This window comes from Proteiniclasticum aestuarii (assembly GCF_017368455.1).
In the GTDB taxonomy this organism is placed as follows: domain Bacteria; phylum Bacillota; class Clostridia; order Clostridiales; family Clostridiaceae; genus Proteiniclasticum; species Proteiniclasticum aestuarii.
Window position 1 is genome coordinate 44,590 of record NZ_JAFNJU010000011.1, and the last position, 18,308, is coordinate 62,897.

At 44.8% G+C, this 18,308-nt stretch carries 15 protein-coding genes and 1 tRNA gene; 2 read left to right on the forward strand and 14 right to left on the reverse strand.

Annotated elements, in window-relative coordinates; all coding sequences use genetic code 11:
- Positions 1-35 precede the first annotated feature (35 nt).
- Complete coding sequence (locus J3A84_RS13305) at positions 36-941, reverse strand: radical SAM protein (RefSeq protein WP_242694243.1); 906 nt, start codon at positions 939-941, stop codon at positions 36-38.
- Between the two features lie 182 nt (positions 942-1,123).
- On the opposite strand from J3A84_RS13305, the gene J3A84_RS13310 reads away from it, so the two are divergent.
- On the forward strand, positions 1,124-1,489 hold the full coding sequence (locus tag J3A84_RS13310) for a hypothetical protein (protein ID WP_207600535.1): 366 nt from the start codon (positions 1,124-1,126) through the stop codon (positions 1,487-1,489).
- A gap of 128 nt (positions 1,490-1,617) precedes the next feature.
- Here the strand turns inward: J3A84_RS13310 and J3A84_RS13315 are convergent, their stop codons facing one another.
- The 9 genes from J3A84_RS13315 to J3A84_RS13355 all read right to left on the reverse strand — a co-directional run bounded on the left by J3A84_RS13315 (position 1,618) and on the right by J3A84_RS13355 (position 11,130).
- The gene (locus tag J3A84_RS13315) at positions 1,618-2,796 is read right to left on the reverse strand and encodes a sugar ABC transporter permease (protein WP_207600536.1); all 1,179 of its coding nucleotides are present in this window, start codon (positions 2,794-2,796) and stop codon (positions 1,618-1,620) included.
- 23 nt (positions 2,797-2,819) lie between these two features.
- Complete coding sequence (locus J3A84_RS13320; RefSeq protein ID WP_207600537.1) at positions 2,820-4,355, reverse strand: sugar ABC transporter ATP-binding protein; 1,536 nt, start codon at positions 4,353-4,355, stop codon at positions 2,820-2,822.
- 158 nt (positions 4,356-4,513) lie between these two features.
- Positions 4,514-5,635 carry a sugar ABC transporter substrate-binding protein gene (locus J3A84_RS13325; RefSeq protein WP_207600538.1) on the reverse strand — a complete coding sequence of 374 codons (1,122 nt, stop codon included), beginning with the start codon at positions 5,633-5,635 and terminating at the stop codon, positions 4,514-4,516.
- 515 nt (positions 5,636-6,150) lie between these two features.
- Entirely contained in the window at positions 6,151-7,032 is an 882-nt protein-coding gene (locus tag J3A84_RS13330) for a hypothetical protein (RefSeq protein ID WP_207600539.1), read from the reverse strand.
- Positions 7,033-7,063: 31 nt separating this feature from the next.
- Complete coding sequence (locus tag J3A84_RS13335) at positions 7,064-8,377, reverse strand: PGN_0703 family putative restriction endonuclease (RefSeq protein WP_207600540.1); 1,314 nt, start codon at positions 8,375-8,377, stop codon at positions 7,064-7,066.
- Between the two features lie 311 nt (positions 8,378-8,688).
- Positions 8,689-9,279 (reverse strand): general stress protein, encoded by a 591-nt coding sequence (locus J3A84_RS13340; protein WP_207600541.1) that lies wholly within the window; start codon positions 9,277-9,279, stop codon positions 8,689-8,691.
- Between the two features lie 142 nt (positions 9,280-9,421).
- Positions 9,422-9,886, reverse strand: a complete 465-nt coding sequence (locus tag J3A84_RS13345; protein ID WP_207600604.1) for a methylated-DNA--[protein]-cysteine S-methyltransferase — start codon at positions 9,884-9,886, stop codon at positions 9,422-9,424.
- A gap of 124 nt (positions 9,887-10,010) precedes the next feature.
- A tRNA-Val gene (locus J3A84_RS13350) sits at positions 10,011-10,086 on the reverse strand.
- Positions 10,087-10,239: 153 nt separating this feature from the next.
- Positions 10,240-11,130 (reverse strand): NYN domain-containing protein, encoded by an 891-nt coding sequence (locus J3A84_RS13355; protein WP_207600542.1) that lies wholly within the window; start codon positions 11,128-11,130, stop codon positions 10,240-10,242.
- Between the two features lie 310 nt (positions 11,131-11,440).
- Between J3A84_RS13355 and J3A84_RS13360 the strand changes: the two genes are divergently transcribed.
- Entirely contained in the window at positions 11,441-12,022 is a 582-nt protein-coding gene (locus J3A84_RS13360; protein WP_207600543.1) for a hypothetical protein, read from the forward strand.
- Between the two features lie 147 nt (positions 12,023-12,169).
- On the opposite strand, the gene J3A84_RS13365 is transcribed toward J3A84_RS13360, so the two are convergent.
- The 4 genes from J3A84_RS13365 to J3A84_RS13380 all read right to left on the reverse strand — a co-directional run bounded on the left by J3A84_RS13365 (position 12,170) and on the right by J3A84_RS13380 (position 18,271).
- Entirely contained in the window at positions 12,170-13,237 is a 1,068-nt protein-coding gene (locus J3A84_RS13365; RefSeq protein WP_207600605.1) for a branched-chain amino acid aminotransferase, read from the reverse strand.
- Between the two features lie 414 nt (positions 13,238-13,651).
- Positions 13,652-14,449: a tryptophan-rich sensory protein gene (locus tag J3A84_RS13370; protein WP_207600544.1), complete on the reverse strand. Its 798-nt coding sequence runs from the start codon at positions 14,447-14,449 to the stop codon at positions 13,652-13,654.
- A 111-nt stretch (positions 14,450-14,560) separates the two neighbouring features.
- The gene (locus J3A84_RS13375; RefSeq protein ID WP_207600545.1) at positions 14,561-15,163 is read right to left on the reverse strand and encodes a PilW family protein; all 603 of its coding nucleotides are present in this window, start codon (positions 15,161-15,163) and stop codon (positions 14,561-14,563) included.
- A 27-nt stretch (positions 15,164-15,190) separates the two neighbouring features.
- The gene (locus J3A84_RS13380; RefSeq protein WP_342590975.1) at positions 15,191-18,271 is read right to left on the reverse strand and encodes a sensor domain-containing diguanylate cyclase/phosphohydrolase; all 3,081 of its coding nucleotides are present in this window, start codon (positions 18,269-18,271) and stop codon (positions 15,191-15,193) included.
- Positions 18,272-18,308: the final 37 nt, after the last annotated feature.

An 18,308-nucleotide genomic window follows, 5' to 3' on the forward strand; every position in this document is an offset into this window, starting at 1 on the left:
TCCTCCTCACAGGATACTTTAATCATAGTGCTTTTCTAGACCCCTTCTCCGTCGAAGGATGGAATGAAGCTCTCATCCTGGGTCTCCTCCTCCTGAATGAATGCATGGTGTATTCTGATGAGCTTTGCAAACATCACCAGCTCATCATACTCCTCCTTCGTCACTTTTCTCGTAAGCTCAGGATACTTCTTAAGAGAGATCATGGGGGTGTACTGGTTCATGATGCTGATGAAGATCCGGTCTTTGAAGGTGTCCTGAAGATCTGTCAGAATGTCCTTGGAGTCATGGAGAAAACCCGGCAGACTCAGATGCCTGACGATGGTTCCTCTAATCATGATGCCTTCCTCATTAAAGAGCGGCTCTCCTGTCTGTCTCACCATCTCCTCTATGGCAGGTTTCGCAAACTGTGCATAATCTCTGCATCTGGAATATCTGTGAGCGATCTCGCCATCCATATATTTGAAGTCCGGGAGGTAGATGTCGATGAGGCCATCCAGAAGTTTCAGGGTCTCCACTTTCTCATAGCCGCTGCTGTTATAGACGATGGGTAAAACCAGACCTCTTTTCTTTGCCTGCCTGATGGCTTTTATGATCTGCGGCACATAGTGGCTGGGGGTCACCAGGTTGATGTTGTTAGCCCCTTTCTCCTGCAGTTCCAGAAAGATCTCAGCCAGCCTGGAAACGGAAATGATCTTTCCTTTTCTGCCTAAGGCGATCTCATGATTCTGACAGAATACGCATCCCATGGCACATCCTGAAAAAAACACGGTGCCTGAACCTTTTTCTCCGGACAGACAAGGTTCCTCCCACATGTGAAGGGCTGCCCGTGCCACGAGAAGCTCGCTTGTGACTCCGCAGAATCCGATTTCTCCCTGGTTCCGATTGACACCGCAGTTTCTGGGACAGAGCATGCAGCGGTCTAAAAGTTTTCTGTATTCCATAGATTTCTCCTGTTCTTCGTGTACTCTTCCTATCATTATAACCAAGTGATACTGCATTTAAAATAGTAAGGCATCCCGCTCCCATTAAACCGGAAGCATAAAATCCTGGATATTCATGATATTGTCACTATTTCCTGTGCACCACTGCTATAATGGACCCATACAAATGTGAGGTGATCTGTATGAAGAAAAAGTCCATTCTACTATCCGTCTCGATACTTCTGGTGCTCTTTCTGCTTATCTGGGCAAAACCCCTTCTGACCCAGGAGAAAAACACCGTCTCTGTACTTTCAGGTGTCCTGAAGCTTACAGGGAGTGACCAGGAGTTTGTGAAGTATGATGAGGATACAGGGCTTCTCTACTATATCTCAGAAACAGAGGCAGATGAGAATCTGCTTACTTCCCTGCCTGTCCTAAAAGGCTATACCCTTTCAGACCAGATGGGCTCCGGCTATCTCTTCACTCAGAAGGAAAACCCTGAAAACCAGGTCATCGTTTCCGGCACCCAGTTCTCCCGTTACTACAGACTCTGGAAGATTCCAAAATGATGAGGGGATTTCTTCATTCTGAAATGGAAAATCATTAAGAAGAGATGAAAGAGACCTGATCGTCCATGTGGATTTTCAGGTCTCTTTTTTCAATACTGTTTTTCTCCTTCTCTATGCCTACTCTATCCCTACTTGCTCTTGTTTCTTGTCTGCACATCAAAGACGACGGCAAGAATAAGGATGGCACCTCTTATGATGTACTGATAGGATGCCCCTACATTGAGAAGATTCATGCCGCTGGTGAGAGAAGCCATGACCAGGGCTCCGATGATGGACCCTGTGACTCTTCCTACTCCACCAGCTGCGGAAACACCGCCCACGTAGGCGGAAGCGATAGCGTCCAGTTCAAAGCCTGTACCGGCTGTGACGGTGGCGGACTGAAGTCTTGCCGTGAAGAGGATACCAGATAAGGCAGCCAGCATACTCATGGAGGCGAAGACGAAAAGCGTGACCTTCTTCACATCGATTCCGCTGAGCTTCGCTGCTTCATCGTTTCCACCCACCGCATAGATATGTCTGCCCAGAACGGTTTTCGTGGTCATGAAGTGGTAGATCGCCACGACGATGAGCACGATGACCACTGTCCAGGAAAGTCCGTTGTAGTCGGATAGAATATAGGTGACATACCCGATGAGAAAGGAAACAAAAACCATCTTGATGTAGAAGATCTTGATGGGCACAACTTCAAAATTGTACTTGAGCTTATTTTTCCGGTTCTTGAACTGAGACCAGATGTAATACACGATGAAAAGCGCACCCAGCACCAGCGTCAGTGTATGAAAACCTGGAATCAGCTTCACGGGGTCTGGTATATAGCCCACACCGATGTTATTGAAAGTCTGATTCGGAACGATGATGGTTCCGGTCTTGGCGGTGACCTGGAGCAGTGCCCCTCTGAAGATCAGCATGCCTGCCAGTGTTACGACGAATGCAGGAATCTGAAGTTTCGCAACCAGAAACCCGTTAAAAAGTCCTATGAGGACACCAATGGCAAGAACGACAGGAATGACTGCAAGGACCGGCAGATTGTAGGAAGTGAGCAGCGTTGCGGCCACAGCCCCAAGAAAGCCCGCTACAAATCCCACTGAAAGGTCGATGTGCTTGATGACAAGAATCAGGGTCATGCCTACAGCCAGCACTGCAATGTATCCCATGGAGTTGATCAGATTACTGATGTTTCTGGGAGACATGAACACCCCATCACTCAGAATGGAAAATACCAGCATGATGGCAAAGAGTGCAATGAACATGCCGTATTCTCTGATGTTCTTTTTCAGCATGGTTTTGAGATCATTGAAAAGTTCCATATATTTTCTCCTCCTCCACTTCTTCAGACTGTCGCAAGTTCCATGATCTTATCCTGAGTGGCTTCTTTCACATCCAGTTCACCTGTGATCTTGCCTTCTGCCACTACATAGATGCGATCACTCATGCCGAGTATTTCAGGAAGCTCCGAGGAGATCATGATGATGCTCATGCCCTCTGCAATGAGACTGTTGATGATGGTGTAGATTTCAAACTTCGCACCCACATCGATTCCTCTGGTCGGTTCGTCAAGAATCAGCACCTGAGGTTTTGTATTGAGCCATTTACCGATGGATACCTTCTGCTGATTTCCACCGCTGAGATTTCTCGTAAGCTGCTCCACGGATGGAGTTTTGATGTTCAGCGATTTTCTGTAGTATTCCCCTACATTGATTTCCTCATTCTCATTGACGACCCCTCTGCTGGCAATGGCCTTGAGATTCGCCATGGAAATATTGTGTTTGATATCCTGGAGAAGGATGAGCCCTTCCGCCTTACGATCTTCTGTGACATAGGCGATGCCTGCCTTAATGGCCTCCTTGGGATGGTGAAAGTGCATGACTTCACCATTCAGAAGGATTGCCCCCTCCATTCTGAATCCTTTGGGATTGCCGAAGATGCTGGTGGCCAGTTCCGTTCGTCCCGCACCGATGAGGCCTGCGATGCCCACAACTTCTCCTTTTCTCGTATGCATGCTGACATTCTTCAGGACCTGTTTCCCGTTCTTGGGATTGATGGCATTGAGGTTTCTCACTTCAAGGGCGGTCTCTCCGATGTTTTTCTCCAGCCTCTTGGGGAAGATGTCATCAATGGCTCTTCCCACCATGTTTCGAATAAGAACCGGTTCGGAGATCTCTCCCTTTTCCCTGGAAAGGGAGCAGATGGTCTTGCCGTCTCGCAGTACGGTGACCGTATCTGCGATCTGTATGACTTCTTTCAGCTTATGGGAAATCATGATGGACGTGACGCCTTCCTCTTTCAGTTCCAGAAGAAGTTTCAGCAGGTTCTCCGAATCATCATCATTGAGCGCTGCGGTAGGCTCGTCTAGAATGATGAGGCTTACGTTCTTGCTGAAAGCCTTGGCGATCTCTATGAGCTGCTGCTTTCCTACACCCAGTTCCTTGATCTTCGTTTCGGGATTAACGTTCAATCTCACTTTCTTCAGCATCTCTTTCGACATCTTGATGGTTTCATTCCAGTCGATGATTCTTCCTTTTCTGATCTCATGTCCGAGATAAATATTTTCGTACACGGAAAGCTCCGGTATAAGTGCGAGTTCCTGATATATGATGGCAACCCCAGCTTTTTCACTATCCTGTATCCCCTGGAATCTCTGTATTTCGTTATTCAGTACAATGTCTCCTTCATAGGAGCCATAGGGCCACACACCTGACAAGACCTTCATCAGTGTGGATTTGCCGGCTCCGTTTTCACCTACGAGGCAGTGAATTTCTCCTCTTCTGACCTTGAAATTCACATGATCCAAGGCTTTCACGCCTGGAAACTCCTTGGTGATGTTGTTCATTTCCAGAATATAGTCTGTCTTAAGGGCTTTTTCCATACTATTTCCCTCTCCTCTGTTTCGCGCAAATCATCCTCATGTGAAGAAAGTCTGACTTTTTGAAGACTTTCAATTCCGTACAATATCATAAATAGTGAAAGCCTCGCGAAAGGCTTTCACTATATTGAACCTTAAAGAGTTGAATTTCAGTCTTGCTGTTATTCCAGACCGGTGAATTCAGATGCTTCGTAGTAACCGGAATCAATCAGCGCTGCCTTTACGTTCTCCTGATCAACAGTGATGACTTCTGTCTGCTTCGCAGGCACTTCCTTGGACTTGTTGTCGTAGGTGCCTGTGGTTTCAGGGGATTCACCCATCAGGATGGAAACCGCCATATCGATGGAGTCCTTGACCAGTGTTCTTACATCCTTGAATACCGTCATGGACTGTTTTCCGTCGATGATATACTGTACAGATGCCATTTCAGCATCCTGTCCTGTTACGACGTAGCTCGTCACATCACTGTCTGTGGCGAATGTGTCGGCAATGGATCTTGCTGTACCATCATTAGGAGCCAGTATGAATACATCCCCTTTATCCGCTGCAGTGGCTGCAGTCAGATGGGATTCCGCCTTGTTCTTGGCTTCGTTGAAATCCCAGTTTGTCGTGATCTGACCGATGATCCTGGACATTTCGTCTCTCGTCAGTTCCGCTTTGTCCTGTAGATTTACGGCTTCCGGTGAATTCTTGATGACAAATGTTCCATCTGCAATCTTAGGCTGAAGTACGCTCCATGCTCCTTCAAAGAACAGGAATGCGTTGTTGTCCGATGCTGCACCGGCATACAGATATAAAGGATTGTCTGTTCCGGATGCTTTGTCGATGAGATACTGTCCCTGGGCTGCACCAACAGCGATGGAATCAAAGGTTACGTAGTAGTCCACGGCATCTGTTCCGGTGATCAGTCTGTCATAGGAAATGACCTTCACACCTTCTGCAGCAGCGGCGTCAGCAGCGGCAGCAGCGGCATCCCCGTCATGGGGACAGATGATGAGCACATCGATGCCTTTGGTGAGCAGTGATTCCACATTCTCTTTTTCCTTTGCTGAAGATCCCTGGCTGAATAGAATCTCTACAGAGTATTCGGTTTCATCAAGAGCTTCCATGAATCTGGTTTCATCCTGTACCCATCTAGGCTCGTCTTTTGTGGGAAGAACAATACCGATATCCACGGTACCATCGCTGTCACCATCGTCTGTCTCTGAGGAACATCCTATTGAGAGCAACATCATGCTGGAAAGCAGTGCAGATAAGATGACAAGTTTACGATTCTTTTTCATTCTTTTATCCCCTCTCTTGATTAGACAAATAAACGCATAAAAAGAATCATTTATGGAATATTCAGTCATTTTTCACTTCAGCCTGGTCTAACAACTTTCCATTTCCTTAAATGGTACCTTTTTGCTTTATTCGTCATTCTTTAAACAATCTACGCATAGTTTGTTCGTTATCATTTTAACCAAAGGTGAAACCGTTGTCAATCCTGTTCGTACATGTTTAGGAAATCAGAAATTTCCAAGGATAAAATCAGGTCAAAAAAGACTAATGTGAATAAAATGCATAGGTTATTCTTTTATTTCATATTCATCTTACATGGGATATTTCACTGTAATCATAAATTTACTCAATGCGTCTGATTCGTTATATTACTTCTATCCTTTTCAATGTTAAAAGAGTCCCATCATAGTGATGGAACTCAACAAACTGATTTCTGTTCTATACAATGACTTTCTGACAAGGAGCGGTTCGCTTATTGTTCAAACCCTGTACCTGTTATTACCGCATCCTACAGATGCTACAGCCTTCCGAAGGCTTTCAGAAGAAGCAGATTTCTGATGGTGACATCTGCTCTCCACCAGTTTCTGGCAATGGCAAAAGCTTCGGGAAATGTTCCCCAGCTCCAGTTGATTTCCCAGTATCCGTCAGGGTGAAGAGACTGCTCCAGAAGGTCCAGTTCGATTTCAAGAAGCGCTTTCATGTCGCCGTGCTTCAGAAGAGGATGCTGCGCATCCCTGATGAAAGCTGAAGGTCTGCAGGTATACTCCTTCCACTTCTCCGGATTCCTTTCGATTTCTTTCATCTCCAGCTCATTCAGTCTTTCCTCATCCAGATAGTCCCGTATGGTTTCCAGACAGATCAGATCATGCATGGAAGGCTCTTCCGCCTTGACGAACTCCTCTTTCATGGATTCCATCTCATTCAAAGCCAGCATATAGAGGTCGGATTTATAGTCGCCGAAGTCCAGAATGAATCTCAGAAGAGATGCTGTAGGGTTAAATGGCGTCACTGTTCCATCCTCTTCTGTTTCCCACCAGGGTGCGTGGGGATAAGTGTTGTTTTCCGGAACGGAGAACAGCCATTTATGACCCATCTTCCCCTCACCGGAAGCCAGATAGGCAAGCATCTCGACGATCATGGGATGTTTCCTGTTTCCGTGTCCGATTTCTCTTAGAATCTCCGCAGCCCGGTTGGTGGTGATGGGCGTGGAGCCTGGATTCCAGGAATCCGGTTCCAGACCATGGCCAAAACCCCCATCCTCATTCTGATAAAAGGAAAGCATTCGGATCACTTCTTCGCTGCCTTTGTGTTCGAAATGAAATGCCCATCTGGCAAGATCCAGTGGTCTGGCATTTCGGTGGATCCAGTTTCTGATTTGCTCATATTCTTTATACTCCATACTTCTTCTCCTTTCAGACAGGACTTTACAACTAATATCTGAAATACTTGTCTTTGAACCAGGATTCATAGAAACGTGCCAGATCATTGCTCTTCATCTTCTCGATAAGATGCTCCACCAGTTCTTCCCATACAACGGGCAGATAATGCTCCTTGAACTCCTCCCTCAGAATCTCTTCCTCCGCTGTGAGCGCTTTGCTTCTGACCTTCCAGTTCTCCCTGGGATAAAGCACCATGAGATAGCTGTCTGGTGAAAGATGTACTAGACTTCTCATGAAGCTGTAGTTTTCCAGAAATGCCTTCTCGCTTTTATGCTCCTCTCTGATGATTTCCGACTGCTCCAATAGCGGTCTGTAGGTTTCCTCGTATTTTTCAAGATACTCTTCATCCCGGGCACGTCCATAGCATCCCTGGGTATACTTTGCTATGACGTAGAGCTCTTTCCCGGATTTCAGCTTCATGTGGAAATCAAAACAGGTTTTTCTGCCCTCGGTCTGTTCCATCTCCGAGATTTTCGAGAAGGAAATATGGGCAGGATCATAGACAATCTCATCCTCAATGCCCATGAGCGCAAGAAGTGTATCCAGTTCCCTGTAACGAAGAAGCGGATAAAAGAAATTCACCGCCATGACCTGAGAGGAATTCAGATGATGGGAGTACCTGTGCCAGTGGATGGTGGAAAGATATTTGGATCCCACTAGCTTCTCCCGCACTTCCCTGGAGAAATTCATCTCATAGTATTTTTCAGGAAGAATGTGACCGTAGGTTCTTCCATTACAGCTGACCTCTTCCTTCACCCTCAGGAATCTCTCCTTATAGGATTTCATATGATCCAGAACTTTACTGCTGAATGCTCTGCAGTCCAGAAAAGCCGTTTCATAAGCCCAGGTGAGGCTCACTGTGGCCAGTTCCTGACTGGGAAAGTCTTCCTCCGCAAGAAATACAAAGGAACTCTCCTCATGAAGACCGAACTCCTCATTCCCTGTATCCGCCATATTGATGATGGCTCTGTAGACCGCTGCCTCTTCGATGGTGCCTAGGGCTCTGGCACTGCTCAGCTTTTCGATGCCGATGATCAGAGGCTGGTCTTTCTTTTCGGTCAGCTTCTTTAGGTTCTCAGGCGTGATTTCTTCACCTCTGAGCAGTATGAACTCTCTCTTCGTGTTCTCACTGAACGCACGCAGCTCATTTCGCACCTCATCCTTGTACTGAGAAATCCTTATGACCAGCAGACTCTTCCTTCCTGCATGGCGCGTCAGAAATTCCTCAATGACTTTTGTTTCTTCCATCATTCTGCTGCGTGTATCCAGCAGTCCTCTTTCCTTCAGCATCAGTGTCCTCTCCATCTTCATTCCCCCCGCAATGCATAGATTCCTATCCAATTCAATATGCTTCTATTTTATCTCAATTTCTTCTGTAAATGTTAATTTCCAGATAAAAAGTTGGAAAATACACATAATTGCAATCGATTACCAGAAGGAGAAGAAAAAGAGAGGATTTCTCCTCTCTTCGGGTTATTTAATCTTTAGTGAAGGTGGAACCCTGGGTCCAGCGGATCCTCTTCCTCCTCAGAAACATTCCTGTTCACTTTATCCAGGTCCGCATAGTCTTCCAGTTCTCGTTCATCCAGAGAAATGGAACGGTCTACGGATTCCTTTCAGTCCTCATCCACTTTTTCCATGTGGTGTGGCGGATGGATCACATCCTCTTCTGTGATAGACCCTGGATTCAAGATTTCCTCATCCACATGGGGATCTTCATACGTACCTGGGGTAGTCTTTCTGAATCCATAGTCTAAAGCCACATAAGTGCCCGGATTATCAGGGTCTTCCTTGAACCTCTTTGTGATGGTGAATGTTCCTGGTGTCATGATGTCCTTTATGAAAAGGTCTGGTGCTCTGTAGGTGCCTGGATTTTCAATATGGTTTCTGATTTCATCATTGACCCCTATGAACACCAGTATATTTCCTTCGTGCAGTCTGTCTCTGTAGATTGCAGTATTCTCTTCTGGAATGCCGTAGTGCGTCAGGGAAGCGACAAATTCATGAACGCCCGGTCCATGAAACAGATCTCCTACAATCACTTTCTCTTCTACTCTGGTATCCATCGTGTCCTTGAGCATCTTGTATTCATAAGGATCGTTGGTGACCACGGAAATTTCATTGGCATCCAGTCCCATTTCCTTCAGATCATTGATGGCCAGGATGGCTTCTTCTTCTGTTCTAAATGTTCCTACTAGTCTTTTCAAAAGATAACACTCCTTTATCAAAAAATTATTCTGGTTGTCACTTTCACTATACCGTTAAATAAAGACCATTTTTTAACATTTCAGTGAAATGATAGTGAAAACTGTGTTATCTCCTGTTCATATTTCGATTCAGCACCAATGCTTATCCCTGTTTCTTCTCCATGGACAGAAGCCTGGCCTTCACATCCAGTCCGCCCGCATAGCCCACCAGTTTCCCGTTCTTTCCGATGACGCGATGACAGGGAATGATTACGGGAATCCGGTTTCTGTTGTTGGCCATACCAACGGCACGTGAAGCCTTTGGGTTTCCCACTGCAATGGCGATGTCCTCATAGGTTCTTGTTTCCCCCTTGGGGATCTCACGCAGGGCTTCCCACACTTTCTTCTGGAAGGGGGTTCCCTCCAGGCGAAGAGGAAGATCATACTCCTGTCTTTTCCCCTGGTAATATTCGTTAATCTGCTTTTCCACTTCTTCGATAAGCGGTGTCTTCATTTCCTTCATGCCCAGTATGGATACTTTACCGAAATGAAGATCTGTGATTCTGCCGTCATTCTCCAGCACAGTCAGTTCGCCGATGAGTGTTTCTATGGTGTATTTGCATTTCATGACCAGATAGCCCCCCAATTCGTTTTCTGGTCTCATCATACCCTATCTTCCATAATTAATAAATATCCGTTTTCCGCTTTTTGCGATATAAAAAAAGACCTGAATGAAAATCATTCAGATCCTATGGTGGGAAGAACAGGACTCGAACCTGCGACTTCCACCTTGTCGAGGTGGCACTCTCCCAGCTGAGTTATCCTCCCATAGGCAGTTTTTGCTGCCCCTTCATTATAGCAAATTCCAGCGCCAAGGCAAAGCCTTTTTTTCATGTTTCTTGAAAATTGATGCGTTTTTTCCCGCTTTTCTGATATTCGTGAAAGATCCCGGAAACAACGTCTCCGGGATTCCGATCTGGTCTACTTCATTTTCTTCGGTTTTCTCCGATAGCTTCGGCGTTTTGCCTGCTGTGGGGCTGGCTCCTCTTCTGGAGCTTCTTTGCCTTCACCCTTCAGTGAAACCCACATGGACGTGCCGTCTTTCCCCTTGGTGTTGAATTCGAGAAAATCGAATTTCTTCAGGAACTTGGAAAGCTTGGTGTCTCCATAGTTACGCACATCAAAGTCCGGATATCTTTTTACAAGACGGTTTCCGATTTCACCCATATTCATGCTCTGGGCTTCCACCTCATTCATCATTTTCAGCACAGTGGCTTTGATGACTTCAATATCCGTCATGCTCTTCTGGTCATCGGACTTCTCCGTCTTAGAAGAAGGTTTCTTTCCATTGGTGCCAGGCTGCAACTGATTTTCTTTCTTCTCTCTTTCGATGGCTGAAGCCTTCTCCTCTTCTTCCCGTTTGCTCTTTTCATCTGAGGCCAGCAGCACGTCAAGATACTTGAACTGGTTGCAGGCGGCGATGAAGGGCTTCGGGGTCTTCTTTTCGCCCATGCCCACCACAAGCATGCCTGACTCTCTCAATCGGGAGGCAAGCTTTGTGAAGTCACTGTCACTGGATACAATGCAGAATCCTTCCACATATCCTGTATAGAGAATATCCATGGCATCGATGATCATGGCAGAATCCGTGGCATTCTTCCCTACGGTATAGCTGTACTGCTGCACCGGGGTGACGGAATTGGCCAGAAGAATATCCTTCCAGGATGCGGACCCTGGTGATGTCCAGTCTCCATAGATTCTCTTGTAGGTGGCTACTCCGTAATTGGATACTTCGTCGAATATGTACTTGATGTATTTTGCTGAAACATTATCTGCATCGATGAGGATTGCAAACCGTTTTTCTTCTACCATCTATTGGCCTCCAAGTTTTCTAGCTTTTCTTTTATCATACCACGAATTGAAATTGAAAACGGAACATTTTCGCTGATTTTCTCTCATTTATCCTGATTTCTGCGGGATGCACGCTTCGTCTCTGATGAAAAGCATCTCTATCTCTTCCAGAAAAGAAAAAGAAAATAGATGTTTCAAATTCAGGGAAAGCAGACTATAATAAGATGTACTTCTTTTACCAGATTAATATATCAGGAAATACTCATAATTTCATAAGAATTACCCCGTAAAATAGGAATGTACAAGGACTTAATGAGAGGAAGAGACAGAAATGGAATCATATTATATTTATCTTGTTTTCACGAAAACCGGGACCTGGCTGTCCCGTGTCATTGCCACTTTTTCGGACATGAAATATGTTCATGCATCCATCAGCTTTGATGACAGCTTCACCAGAATGTATTCCTTCGGTAGAAGAAATCCGGACAATCCTTTTTCAGGCGGCTTTGTGGAAGAAAACCTCAAAGGTGGCGTCTACCAGAAATTCACGGAGTCCAGATGCCTCATCTATAAGGTAAAGGTCACAGAGCTTCAGTACTATTCTCTGAAAGAGGAACTGGCGAAATTCCAGAACGAAGCCGACAAATACCACTACAACCTCATCGGTCTTGTGGGTGCAAAGCTCGGTATTCCACTGAAGAGAAAACACCACTACTTCTGTTCCCAGTTCATATCGGAGATCCTCATCAACAGCAAGATCTACGACATTGATAAGGAACCTGAACTGATCTCACCGGATGATCTCTACAGCGTCGAGAACATGGAACTCCTTTATGAGGGATTCATCTCCATGTATAACGGTGAACCGAATCTGGTCATGAATCCGGCCCTCAAGGCATCAGCAATTATTTAGTTCTATTATTACACTTCCAACTGACACAAGAAGACTGGGATCAATGAAAAATCAGGTTCTGAACCCGCAAAGCTCAGAGCTCCATCAGAAGAAAAGCTTCATGCTTCTCATAAAAGAGAACATGAAGCTTTTTGCTTGCATAAAAATTTAGATTGTAACGATCCAGTCACGAGTGTCTTCGACCTTGCCCCACTGAATGCCTGTCAGGCCATCATAGAGCTTCTGGGTGACTTCTCCGATCTTTCCACCTTCCACTTCGAAGGTTTCATCCTTATAGGTCAGCCAGCCTACAGGTGTCACCACCGCTGCTGTTCCTGTGCCCCAGACTTCTTCCAGTTTCCCTGCTTTGGCAGCTTCCACAAGTTCATCAACACTGATGAGCTTTTCGATGACTTCATATCCCCAGTCCTTCAAAAGTTCGATGCTGGACTTTCTTGTCACACCAGGAAGAACGGATCCGTTCAGTTCTGGCGTATAGATCTTTCCGTCGATTTTGAACATGATGTTCATGGCACCGACTTCTTCCACGTATTTTCTTTCCACGCCATCCAGCCACAGAACCTGTGAGAAGCCTTTCTTTCCGGCTCTGACAGAAGCTCTGATGGATGCAGCATAGTTTCCGCCACATTTCGCATAACCAGTACCCCCACGTACTGCTCTGACATCCTGATCCTCGATGAGTATCTTGATGGGATTGATGCCTTCTGGATAGTAGCTTCCTACTGGACAGGTCAGTATGCAGAACAGGTAGCTGTCTGAAGCATGCACACCAAGACCTACATCTGTTGCAATCATGAACGGTCTGATGTAGAGGGAAGTCCCTTCTTCACTAGGTACCCATTCCTTGTCCACTTCCACCAGTTTCTTCAGCGCTTCCATGAACATATCCTCATCCATTGCTGGCATGCTCACTCTTTCACCGGACCTGGCCATTCTTCTGATGTTTTCAAAAGGTCTGAAAAACTGGATCGCTCCGCTTTCCGTCCTGTAGGCTTTCATGCCTTCAAAGATTTCCTGAGCATAATGGAAGACCATGGCTCCTGGGTCCATTGGAATGGGTCCATGTGGAACGATTCTCGCATCGTGCCATCCCTTCTGGCTGTCATAGTTCATAAGGAACATATGGTCAGAGAAAGTCTTTCCGAATTTCACCTTGCTCATATCCTGTGGTTTCTCTCTTTTGTCTTCTCTTAATTCAATTCTGATATCCTGTATCACACAAAGCACCCCTTTTTACTGTTTCTAATGACCTAATTATACCTTATTAGGCGGGATGTTCAACGCCATCAGCGCTTCCAGCCACTGGATGTAAACAATATCATTTCAATGAAAAGCTGTTTTTCTTGACTGATTCACAATGAATTTTCAGGTAAGGTGACAGATTTTCTTCGTATAGCGAAGATGAGTACCTAATTACTATAAATCACAATTTCTAAACAGATTTCGTTTACATTGTGATTATTTTATCGTTATGTCAACCATTCTCGCATATTTTGCGAATATGACATTAAGGACAGGTTGTTGAATCCGGTTCAGATTAAAACGCCACCTTTTCTCATCTGCCGATGACGAAAAGATGGCGGTGTTTCACTTATGATTTTATTTCAACAGGTTCTTAAATCCCCGTTCTTAAGATCTCTTCTTCTTCGAAAAGAACAGATATCCTTCCGCCATGACAAAGAGGAAGATGGAGATGGACGCTGCAATGATGACGAAAATGTACTGACTGTCAAATCCGTCAGGACTGATATGTTTGTAGAGAATACCGCTGTAGGCCCATATGAAGACCAGACCATAGGCCATGTCTCTGAAGGAGAACATGGTCAGGATGCCGATGGTGGCACCGACGGCGAGGATCAGAATGGTCCAGATGGATTCGGATATGCCGAATCCGTTCCATCCTATGTCCACGAGAAGCGTCGTCACATTTGCGATGGTGGCAACGGTGATCCAACCGAAATAGACACTGAAGGGCAGCCGGATGAAGAGTCTTTCTCTTCCGCTGAGTACTGCATTTTTCGTCATGAAGTTGATTCCTATGAGGGAAACAAGGATCACAAGCATCAGAACCGTGGATAGAAGAATCTGATCATAGTGCCAGGTGAGAATCCACAATGCATTGGCAACGGAAGAAATGGAGAACACGATACCGATCCGGGTCAGAAGATTTCTGTTTCCATCCCTTGTACCGCTTTTCAGCACACCCAGCTGGTAGAGCACATATAAGGCCAGAAGTAAGTAGATCACGCCCCATATGCTGAAGGTGAATCCAGAAGGAGCAAACAGATTGGGATAGGAGTCGGAAATCTCACCCGTGCCTTTCCCGTTGATGGGTAGAATATTGGCCAGGGCATTCATGATGATCATGACCGCATAGGTTCCGGCCACCAGAATTTTGATCGGAGTGGATGGTGTCTTTTCATTCATACTTTCTCTCTCCTTTCAGATTTCATCTGAGTCTGATTAAATCGGATGATTGCTATACTAAGCATACTACAAAAATAGAGTCAGATGATGAACATCGGACTCTATTCACGATTATTTCAAATATTCAATTACACGGGATTTATCTAGAGGTGTATCCTCTTCGTGATTGATTCCGGTTCCTGAGGCAGACATATTAAGGAGATTGATGCTGGTGGTCAGCGAAGACTCACTACCTTCATATAGGCCTTTCAGATGCAGTTCCAGGATGATCTTTCCATTTTCAGTGTCGTTGGAAGCCATTCTGAAGAAGGAGTCCCCACTGTATTCACCCGGCAATGTCATGGTGTCAAAACCATCTCCAGTATTCCTGTAGATCACGATTTTACCGATGTCATTTTCAATTTCTTCATAGGATATATAGCTTAAATCAGTTTCTGGAGCATCTGACTTAGGATCAAACCCGCTTGGCCTAATATTCAGCTTTATAGCGTATCGGACTTCATTCTGGAGCATCTCCATACCGAGCCTTGTATCATTCTGTACGAATGCTTTCCTTGAGCCGCTGCTGTAGGTTGTTGCCCCACTATAGAACAGTGTAGCGATGACGCCCATAATGATCGCTGTGATGGCTACAGTGATGAGCACCTCCACCAGTGTAAATCCCTTGAATTTGGTTTTGTTTCTGTCTTCTGGAATTCTTTCTTTATTTATCATGTCCCACTTCCGCATCTGTTTTCATATTCAACCTAACACCTGATTCACAAATACTTCAACGATGTCCGGATCAAACTGTGTACCTGCACAGGATAAAAGCTCAGTAACAGCTTCATCCCTAGAGATGGAAGTTCTGTAGCCCCTGACTCCGGTCATGGTCTCATAAGCATCTGCCACTGCAATGATTCTTGAAAGCAGTGGGATTTCTTCCCCTCTCAGTCTTCTTGGATAACCTGCTCCATTGTACCACTCATGATGGCTTAGAACTGTTTCTGCCAGATGTTTGTAATCATCCACTTCTTTCAGCAGCTGGTAACCGATTTCTGAATGCTTTCTAATTTGATTGGTTTCCTTTTCACTCAGTTTGCCCGCTTTCTGAAGAATGTCTTTAGGCACCATGACCTTACCAATATCATGAAGTCTGGCTGCCTGTCTGAGATCTTCAATTTCATTCTCATTGAGACCTATAGACAGTCCTATTTTTTCGGCATACTGTGCGACTTCCTTGTTGTGCTGATACATATCGTGATTCTTTCTGTTCAGTTTGTTCAGCAGCTTATCAATTGCTTTTCTCTTGATGGTCTGTCCATATCTCAGTTTATTCCGATACATGTTATTATCGGCTTCCGTGAATACATCATCGAAATCTTCATCGGCTCTTCTCATGACAGAGTAGCCAATGGCAAGAGATACCGTCAGTGAATCCACTTTGGTTCTGGACGCAAGGGATACAACTCTGTCTTTCAGGGCTTTTGCCTGAGCTCTGTCACTGTTGGGTAATAGGAGAATAAACTCATCTCCCCCTGTTCTGCAGATCACATCTTCCTGTCTGGTGACTTCTCTAATAATAGTCGCTACTTCTTTCAGCAGCTTGTCTCCTGTGGCATGTCCGAAAGCATCATTTGTGAGCTTCAATCCATTGACATCCACAACCATCACCGTCAGAGGCAAACTAAGATTTTCATTGATGCTTTTTACTGCTTCATTGAGATATCTTCTATTGAAAAGACCCGTCAGTGCATCTTTGTAGCTGAGATCTTCAATGTTCTTCATTTCTTCACGTCTTCTTGTGATATCTTTAAACAGGACAACTGCTCCGATGATTTCATTTTCACTGCCAGTGATTGGAGCTGCACTTAATTCGATGAATACTTCACCTTTGCCTTTGGTAAGAAGCCTGTAATCTTCCACGAGTTCCACCTTATTTCTGCTTTTCATACTCTCACGAGCTATGTTACTGAAATGATTTCCATGACTGTCATGTATGTGAATCACATCCTCCAGAGGTCTCCCCTTCGCTTCTTCCTGACTCCATCCAGTAATGGTTTCAGCCATGTTGTTCATGATGACGACCCGTCCATAGGAATCCGTTGAAATCACCGCATCTGCTGCAGAATGAATCGTGTTTTTGAAAAGATCTTTTTCAATAAGAAAATAACTTTCCAGTTGCTTTCTTTCCGTGATGTCTCTAATGAAATAAATTAGGGTTCTTTCTTTCCCCTTTATAGTAGATACAGATACTTCCACATCGAAGATCGTTCCATCTTTTTTCCTGTGCCTGGACTCAAACAGTTCAGAACCATTTTTATAGATTCTCTGCGCTCGTTCTCTTGCACTCTTCTCATCTTCCATAATGGTATGCTGCATGATGCTCATACCAATGAGCTCTTCTTTTTTATAGCCGCACATACCGCAATAGGCTTCATTCACGTCTATGATTTTCAGGTCTTCATCCAAAGCGTAGTATCCATCTCTTGTGGTTTCAAGAACAGTTCTAAGATACAGCTCTCTCTCTCTTGTTTCCTTTTCTGCTAGAACTTCTTTAGTTATATCCCGGTGATTTCCGAAAATACCGATGAGCCGCTCCTGATCATCATATAGACACATATAGTCTCCTTCGATGACGATATCTTTCCCGTCTTTTCTCGTCTTCTCGAAAACTATGCTGAAATTACTCTGTTCCAGGAGTGTTCGCAGATCTTCGATCCCTTCCTCAGGGTCACACAGAAAGCCTGCGGGTACCTCCTCATTTCTGATTTCTTCTTCTGTAATTCCATAAAGGTCAAGAAGAGCTGGATTGATCCGGTTTATCTTCAGATTTCTGCAGATTTCTTTCATCACCTGGTTCTGATTCTCCACCGGAACTTCTTTCCATGAAATCGGATTTTCGAGCATCAGAAAAAATTTAGCATTGCCGGATTGGGTGAAATAGATGTTCAACCACATCTCATTTTCTGCCACTTTGTCTTCAGCAATCTTTCTTTCAGTGATGTCACGGCTGATGCCAAGAAAACCAATGAGTTCATTGTCTGGCCCCCGGTAAGGCGTCTTCAGTGTTTCCAGAAAACTCCTGCTTCCATCAGAAAGTGTCACCCATTCCTCATTTTTTCTAGGTGTCATATCTTTCAGAATCTGAGCATCCTTTTCCCTGAAGAGATCCGCAATGTGATCCGGATACAGATCGTAATCTGAATATCCTATGATCTTGTTTTTCGGAAGATTCAGAAGGTCTGCAAAATTGTTGTTACATCCTCGATAATAGCCATCCAGATCCTTAAAGAATACCAGATCATAAATGGAATCCAGAAATCGATTCATAGGGCTGTTAAGGTCTTCGAGACCCAACAGCATATCCCCGCCATAAGTATTCCCCTTATCCTTCACGATGGAGTCTACTCTATGCTCCTTACTGCGTCTTGGAATCGTCATACCAAAAGGTTCATCTATGTATGCTGAGAGTTTCAGAAATCCGGTTGCCCCGATCACTTCTCCCTGGTCATCTTTCATAAGTGATATCAATCCTGACAGTTCAGTTTCCTTACCGCTGCTGAGTTTAAAAATCAGTTCATGATGCCCAGGTTCAGTTCCATTTCTGGCCATGTTTAATATTCTGTGGTATGTCTTATGAGATTTGCTGCTGAGAACAGAAAATATACTCCTGGTCTTAACTTGCACAGGTGTATACCCCAGAGTATCTCTCCAAGCTTGGTTTGTATATAAGAGATTCCCATCTAAATCAACATAATGAATCAACGCGCTTGAAGAATCCATTAAGTTCTTATAGGTGAAACTGGCATGAAAATCTGATTTTTCCATTCTGCCCTCCATGTAAATTCACTCTTGTCATGAAAAACATAACAATGAA